General features: G+C 59.0%; 6 protein-coding genes. All 6 read right to left on the bottom strand.

What is annotated here, in order from left to right; translation table 11 throughout:
- Positions 1 to 172: 172 nt before the first annotated feature.
- The gene (locus ACM5SV_RS03165) at positions 173 to 682 is read right to left on the bottom strand and encodes an N-acetyltransferase family protein (protein WP_419425039.1); all 510 of its coding nucleotides are present in this window, start codon (positions 680 to 682) and stop codon (positions 173 to 175) included.
- A gap of 153 nt (positions 683 to 835) precedes the next feature.
- Positions 836 to 1,906, bottom strand: coding sequence for an ABC transporter ATP-binding protein (locus ACM5SV_RS03160; protein ID WP_017996057.1), 1,071 nt, complete (start codon positions 1,904 to 1,906; stop codon positions 836 to 838).
- A gap of 11 nt (positions 1,907 to 1,917) precedes the next feature.
- Positions 1,918 to 3,438, bottom strand: a complete 1,521-nt coding sequence (locus ACM5SV_RS03155) for a DUF5060 domain-containing protein (protein WP_003562301.1) — start codon at positions 3,436 to 3,438, stop codon at positions 1,918 to 1,920.
- Between the two features lie 34 nt (positions 3,439 to 3,472).
- A complete protein-coding gene (locus ACM5SV_RS03150; protein ID WP_012755221.1) occupies positions 3,473 to 4,357 on the bottom strand; it encodes a carbohydrate ABC transporter permease in 885 nt (294 codons plus the stop codon).
- On the bottom strand, positions 4,354 to 5,253 hold the full coding sequence (locus ACM5SV_RS03145; protein WP_003562299.1) for a carbohydrate ABC transporter permease: 900 nt from the start codon (positions 5,251 to 5,253) through the stop codon (positions 4,354 to 4,356). The genes ACM5SV_RS03150 and ACM5SV_RS03145 overlap by 4 nt, the downstream gene beginning before the upstream one ends.
- A 92-nt stretch (positions 5,254 to 5,345) precedes the next feature.
- On the bottom strand, positions 5,346 to 6,599 hold the full coding sequence (locus ACM5SV_RS03140; RefSeq protein ID WP_419425038.1) for an ABC transporter substrate-binding protein: 1,254 nt from the start codon (positions 6,597 to 6,599) through the stop codon (positions 5,346 to 5,348).
- Positions 6,600 to 6,668: the final 69 nt, after the last annotated feature.

Below are 6,668 nucleotides of genomic sequence, written 5' to 3'. Positions count from 1 at the left end.
CAGAATCGAATCATGATTTGCCCCGGCTTGAGAATCCCCAGACTAGCAATCACTTCTCAAAGCGCGCGGTTATGCACACTTCTATGACCGCTCACCAAAACGCCGCCATGGATTTTGCCCCACGTACTATCGCCGTACATTAAAGTGTGGCCTCAGCGCAGTCGAACACGTTTCAGGCGTCGGGTATCGTGTGGTGTCTGGCGCCTACTCTGAAACGCTTCTTGATCCTATCGACCGACGCCCCGTCCTGAAGCGGAACCTGGACCAACCGGTCATATGTCTCGAAGCCCATCTTTGCGTAATAGCCAAGGCCGCTGAAATTGTCGGCGCGAATGGTGGCATTGATGAATTCGAGCCCGAATTCTTCCGCTGCGGCTCGGGTTGCGGGGAAGAGAGCGCTGCCAACGCCGGGGGTTCTTGGGTTCAAGCGGGCAAAGGTTGCGATGTCGGCGAAGCCTTTCGGCGGATCGCCGTATAAGCTCAGCGACTGAAAGCCGACAAGCGACTGATCGCGCTCGGCAACATGGCAGGTCAGAGGAAACTCGCCGTCGATGAACCAGTCCGCGAACTCGGCAGCCGAAAGCGGCGTCTCGAGTGCGGTTGTTCCGCCGGCAAGAATGATTTCGTTCAAGAGACTGCTCAGCTCCTCCGCGTCGGCGGAGACGGCTCTTCGAATGTGCATGCCTTGGCTACCTCGTTTTGGAGGTACAGCCTATCGGCGAGATCAGAGATTACAAGTCGCCAATTCGCTGCGAAGGCGAGGAGTGATCAAGAACTCCGCATGCCGTCACATTCCGGTTCCGCGTTCGACGGACTTGCTCCAGGCCTTTCGTCTTCAGGCGTTCAGGCGCTGCTGCGTCTGCCGGTCGAAGAAGTGAACCTTGGCCGTTTCGAAAGAAAGCTTCACCGGCTGTTCCGGCACCAGCTCGACACGTTCACGAACGACCCATGTCAGCTCCCTGCCTTCGAGCTCCACCGCGACATGGGTTTCCGATCCCGTGGGTTCGACCACCTTGACCACGGCATCCACACCGTTTTCGCCACCGAAGGTGATGTCTTCGGGGCGAATGCCCAGCGTCAGCGGTCTGTTGGCGGAATTGGCTGGAGCCCGCGAAAGCGTTACGCGCGACCCACCCGGCAGCGACAATACCGGGTTGCCTGCGCCCTCAAGGGTTCCCTCGAGAAAGTTCATCGCGGGGGAGCCGAGGAAGCCGGCGACAAAGATATTGCGTGGTCGGTCATAGAGCTCGAGCGGGCTACCGATCTGTTCGACGCGACCGCCGTGGAGCACGACGATCTTGTCAGCCATGGTCATGGCTTCGATCTGGTCGTGGGTGACGTAAACGATCGTGGTCTTCAGGCGTTGGTGCAGAGCCTTGATCTCCGCCCTCATCTTCACCCGCAGTTTCGCATCCAGATTGGAAAGCGGCTCGTCGAAGAGAAAGACTTTCGGATCTCGAACAATGGCGCGGCCCATGGCGACGCGCTGCCGCTGTCCGCCCGACAGCTGCGCCGGCTTTCGATCGAGAAGCGGCTGCAATCCGAGAATTGCTGCAGCCTCACCGACCTTCTGTTCGATTTCCGGCCGCTTGACCCCGGCGAGCTCGAGCGCAAATCCCATGTTCTGGGAGACCGTCATCTGCGGGTACAATGCATAGTTCTGGAAGACCATCGCGATATCGCGATCCTTCGGCTGCAGATTGTTCACGACCCGACCATCGATGCTGATCTGGCCGGCGGTGATATCCTCGAGCCCGGCAATCATGCGCAGCAATGTCGACTTGCCGCAGCCGGAGGGGCCGACGAGAATGGTAAATTCACCGTCGGCGATCTCGACGTCGACACCATGAATGATGTCGACCGTGCCGAAGGATTTCTTGACGTTTCTGATGCTCAAGCCAGACATGGATCTATCCTTCAACGTTTCCTGCGCACACGCAGCGCCTGGAATGGCTTGCGCGGAATTTTCACGCCGAAGGCCGCGTCCGGCTTGCCGCCGCGCACGACCGAGCCATGGCGCGTCGGATGCGGAACGGGAGCCGCCACCTTTTCGACCGGCGTGATCGTCATCTCCCAGGTGTCGATGAGATCGACATCGTAGTCATCGCTATCGACCGGCAGGCCCGTCGACCAGATCACCGGCTGATGCTCGCCGAAATAGATCAAACGGAAATCGCCGTCGCCGTCGCGCGCGCCCGACACGCGGGACCAGGGCCACTCACCGATGATGCCGAGCGGCTCGAGGCCGTGTTTGACATCGGCTTCCAGGAGGTCGCGGAGGAAGGCGATGCGCTTCCACGCTTCGCCGCGCAGTTCCCCGCCCTTGGCCCACCAGATCAGGTCCTCGGGATGAGAATAGGTTTCCCCATGACCGGCATAGCCGCCACGCGCCATGGTGATCCAGAAGCGATGCACGAGTTCCTGCGCATTGAGGTTGCCCCATGACTGCAGGATGTCGCCCTCATATTCCGGCTCGTCGTTGACGACAGGCTTGCCGTAGGCATCGCGCCATTCCTGGGTCCGCTTGACGTCAGGGTTTTGAATGCAGGTGTGCGTGACCCATGGCTTGCGATGATCGAAATTCGCCGTCACGTCGCCGTTATGGATGGAGCGCAGGTGCTGGTAGGGGTCGTTTTCCTCCAGGATGTGGAAGTAGCGATCCCACTGCTCCATCGGCTTCGTATCGATGAGGAAATCATATTCATTGGCAAGCGACCACCAGACATTCCGGTAGGCAGCGAGACGAGCGGCCAGATACTCGACATAGCGAAAATCCTGCTTCGCCGACATGTCGGCATAGCCCCACCGGTCGTAGGGGTGGAAAATGATGATATCGGCTTCGATCCCCAGCTGGCAGAGCGCTGCGACCTGCTTCTCGAAGTGCCGGAACGAGGCGGGGTTCGGACGATCGAAGTCTTCCTTTCCGTCCGCGCCGCGTTCGAAGCAGGCGTGCAGCGGCTCGTTGACGTTGTAGGGATAATCCTTCGGAAACACGCCCATCCGCATCTTGTTGAAGCGGGCCTTCTTGAGGGTTTCGAGGGTCTGCTTCTGCATGTCGAGCGGCTGGTGCGTCCAGGCGTAGCAGGTCGTCCCGAAGGACAGGAACGGGGTGCCGTCGGCATAGGCGAAGTGGAATTTGTTGCGCACGCGAACCGGGCCGTGATTGCCGGCCGAAGGCTCGGTCGCAGTCAATGCGCCGGTCTTGCCGTCGAGTGCAGCAGTCCTGGAACGGGTCAGAAACGACCATTCGCCTTCGATGTCCGGCATGAAGCGGATGCGGTAAGTTCCGTTGCCGTCATAGAAGCCCGGCACGCGGACTGCGCGGCTCTTATGGGTGAACACGGCATCGAATGCCACGTCGAGATAGGGATTGCCGCTGGAGGGTCCATCAAAGGAGGCCTCGAACACGCCCCATTTTTCGACCGTTGCATCAGACATAGAATATTCTCCTCGTGGAATGCTTTTCGTGGCCCTAGCCTTTGACGGCGCCGGATGTCAGGCCAGAGACGAAGTAACGCTGGAAGATGAGATAGACGATCGTCGCCGGCAGGACGGTCATCACGATGGCGGCATTGAGCTGGCCGTAATTGCTCGAGAACTGCCCCTGAAACGACATCAGGCCGAGCGGTAAGGTCCACATGTGCTGGTCCTGGAGCAGCACCAGCGCCATGGCGAATTCGTTCCAGGTGGAGACGAAGTCGAGGATGAGCAGTGCGGCGAGCACGGGCAGGCACACCGGCAGAAAGATCCGTCTGAAGATGATGAAGTGGCTTGCACCGTCGATCAGTGCTGCTTCCGACAGCTCCTTGGGAATGCTCTTGAAGAAACCGTGCAGGATGAAAACCTGATAGGGAACGCCGAAGGCGATGTAGGGAAGGATGACGCCGGGGTAGGTGTCGATCAGGCCGAGTGAATTCACCAGGGTAAAGAGCGGCGCAAGCATCACCTGGAAGGGGATCATCGTGCCGAACACGACAAGCAGCAGCAGGGCCTTGGTGATCTTCAGCTTGATCTTGGCAAGGGCATAGGCGGCCATCGCCGAAAGGAACAGCCCGAGCGGCACCTTGATGACCGTTATGATGACGCTGTTGAAGAAGGAGTTTGCGAAGTTGCCGCGGCTCCATGCAGCGCTGTAGTTTTCGAAAGCCAGCTCGGTTGGCGGCACGAAGGCGCCCGTGCCGGTCACCGCTGCCGGCGTCTTCAAGGAGGTGAAGACGATGAAGACGAATGGCGCGACCCAGACGAGCGCCACGATAACAAGCGTGATCCAGAGACCGATCAGAATGGGATCCCGCTTCATCGATGATGGTTCGACCTGCAAATGCACTGCGGTCTGGTCGGTCGGTACTGCTGTCACGATTCAACCTCCTCGTGCTTCTGGGTCCATTTCAGATAGGGAATGACGACGGCCATGGTGATCAGCAGCAGCACGACCGAAATCGCCGCACCTCGTCCGAAATCGAAGATCTGCATCGCCTGCGTGAACGCCCAGAGCGCCAGCATCTGGGTAGACTGCGCCGGTCCGCCACCCGTCAGACCGTAGACGATGTCGAAAGCCTTCAGGGAGGAGATGACGGAAAGAACGAGAACGATCGTGATCGTCGGGCGCAAGGCCGGCAATGTCACATGCTTGAACACCTTCCAGCGGCCGGCGCCATCGATGCGCGCTGCCTCGACAAGCGTCTGAGAGACATTCTGCAGGCCCGCCAGAAACAGGACCATCGAGAAGCCGACCGTCTGCCAGAGATAGGCGACGAAGACCGAATAAAGGGCGATATCCCTGTTGCCCAGCCAGTCATTGATCCAGCCCTGCATGCCCCACGAGGTGAGCAACTGGCTGAAAAGGCCGAAGAACGGATCGTACATCCACTTCCACATGGTGGCGACGGCAATCGGCGCGATGATAACAGGCAGATAGAAGATGGCCCTGAGGCCATTTCGGCCGAATATCTTCTGATTGAGGCTCAGCGCCAGCAGCAGTCCGATCATCGGCGGGAAGATCAGGCTCATCAAGGTCCAGATCACGGTATTGCGGAACGCAACCCAGAAGACCGGATCCTTCGTGAAAATCGCCGAGTAGTTTGCAAGCCCTACAAATTGCCGCTGCGGGTCCAGCCCGTTCCATTTCTGGAAGCTCAGGATGACGACATTGAGCATCGGATAGAGGGCAAAGACGGCATAGATCGCCAGGGCTGGCACGAGCAGGATGAGCGCTTGGACGCGCGGATCATGTGTCGATTGTCGAAGTGACATGCTTTCCTCCTGGCAGTGAAGCGGCTGCCAGCTGATGAAAGAATGTGCCGGTCGATCGACAACTGGTCGATCGACTGGCACCTCGGGAGGAATCAGGTTCGGCTTGCGATAAAGCTCTGCAACTGCTTGGCCGCATCGGCCGGCTCGGTGTTGCCGGAAGCAACATCGTTGATGACCCGGAAGTACTCCGTCGTGACGTCGAGCGGGAACGCCTGGTCGCCGTTCATGTAGACCTTGCCGTATTTCTGGAAGATCCCCAGCCATTCCGCCTCGAGCGGCTTCTGGTTGGCATATTGGACGTTCTTGTTGACGGAGGTTGAACTCAGCTGGCCGAGCAGGTCCTGCTGGACCTTCGTCGAGAGGAAGTAGTCGAGGAACTTCGCCGCTACATCAGGGCTCTTGCTCTTGGTGCTGATGTAGTTGTACTCGGCGAAACCGTAGAGACGATCGGTGTTGGTCGGGAAGGGGAAAATCCCGTAGTCGTCGAGATTGGCGCCGGAGCCGTTAAGCTGGCTGACCAGCCAGTCGCCTTCGAGCATCATCGCTGCACGACCCGCGGTGAAGAGGCTGTAGGACTGTTTGTTGTCGATGCCCATGAACGGCTGCAGCGTATAGTCCTTCGTCCACTTCGCAAACTCCGCGAATGAATCCGTCGCGCAGGGTTCCTTGGTCCAGTCCAGCGTCATCGCCTTCAGCGCATCGTGCTTTTCAGCACCGCACTTCGTTTCAAGGATGACGTCCATGAGACGCATGACGTGCCAGTTGACCGTGCCGCCGAAGGTGAAGGCGGGAATGCCGGCAGCCTTCAGCTTATCGGCCGCGGCAAGGAATTCCTCGTAGGTCTTGGGCTCTTCCTTGATGCCGGCCTGTTCGAAAAGCTTCTTGTTGTAATAGACGGCCTCACCCTTGAAGGTGAAGGGGACGCCGTGCTTGCCGCCGGGATAGAGGTCGGCGAAAGCCGCTGCCGAGGGCAGCAATTCGTCGCTCCACTTATACTCGGCATAGTATCTGTCGAGGGGCAGGGACAGACCGGCCTTCACATACTCGCCGCCGAGGCCGAGGCCCGCCCAGCTGAAATAAATGTCAGGTCCCTTGTCGGAGCCAGCAGCGACGCGCAAGGCGGTCTTATGCTCGTCGACGGCGCGCTGAACGATCTCGACATGCGTTCCGGGGTTTGCCGCTTCGAAGTCCGTCGCCACCTTTTTCAGAGCCGTGTTGGCAGCATTGTTGTCGAAGTTGAGGGTCCAAAGCGTGATGTCTTCCGCAAGAACCGGCGTGGCCGATAGCGACGCCACGGCGATCGCAACGATGCTCGCAGTCTTCAATTTCGCAGAAAGGGTCAGCATTACCGTCCTCCTCTTGTAAAGCCGGGCCCCTTGTTGCAGATAGTCATTGACATGTCAACTGGTATGATG

This window comes from Rhizobium sp. CRRU65 (genome assembly GCF_048551595.1).
GTDB lineage: Bacteria > Pseudomonadota > Alphaproteobacteria > Rhizobiales > Rhizobiaceae > Rhizobium > Rhizobium leguminosarum_J.
Note: the sequence above shows the minus strand (reverse complement) of the source record. Positions and strands in the feature narration are given on the sequence as shown.

Coding starts and splice junctions, on each gene's coding strand:
- ACM5SV_RS03165 (WP_419425039.1), bottom strand. CDS start 682: ATGCACATTCGAAGAGCCGTCTCCGCCGACGCGGAGGAGCTGAGCAGT.
- ACM5SV_RS03160 (WP_017996057.1), bottom strand. CDS start 1,906: ATGTCTGGCTTGAGCATCAGAAACGTCAAGAAATCCTTCGGCACGGTC.
- ACM5SV_RS03155 (WP_003562301.1), bottom strand. CDS start 3,438: ATGTCTGATGCAACGGTCGAAAAATGGGGCGTGTTCGAGGCCTCCTTT.
- ACM5SV_RS03145 (WP_003562299.1), bottom strand. CDS start 5,253: ATGTCACTTCGACAATCGACACATGATCCGCGCGTCCAAGCGCTCATC.
- ACM5SV_RS03140 (WP_419425038.1), bottom strand. CDS start 6,599: ATGCTGACCCTTTCTGCGAAATTGAAGACTGCGAGCATCGTTGCGATC.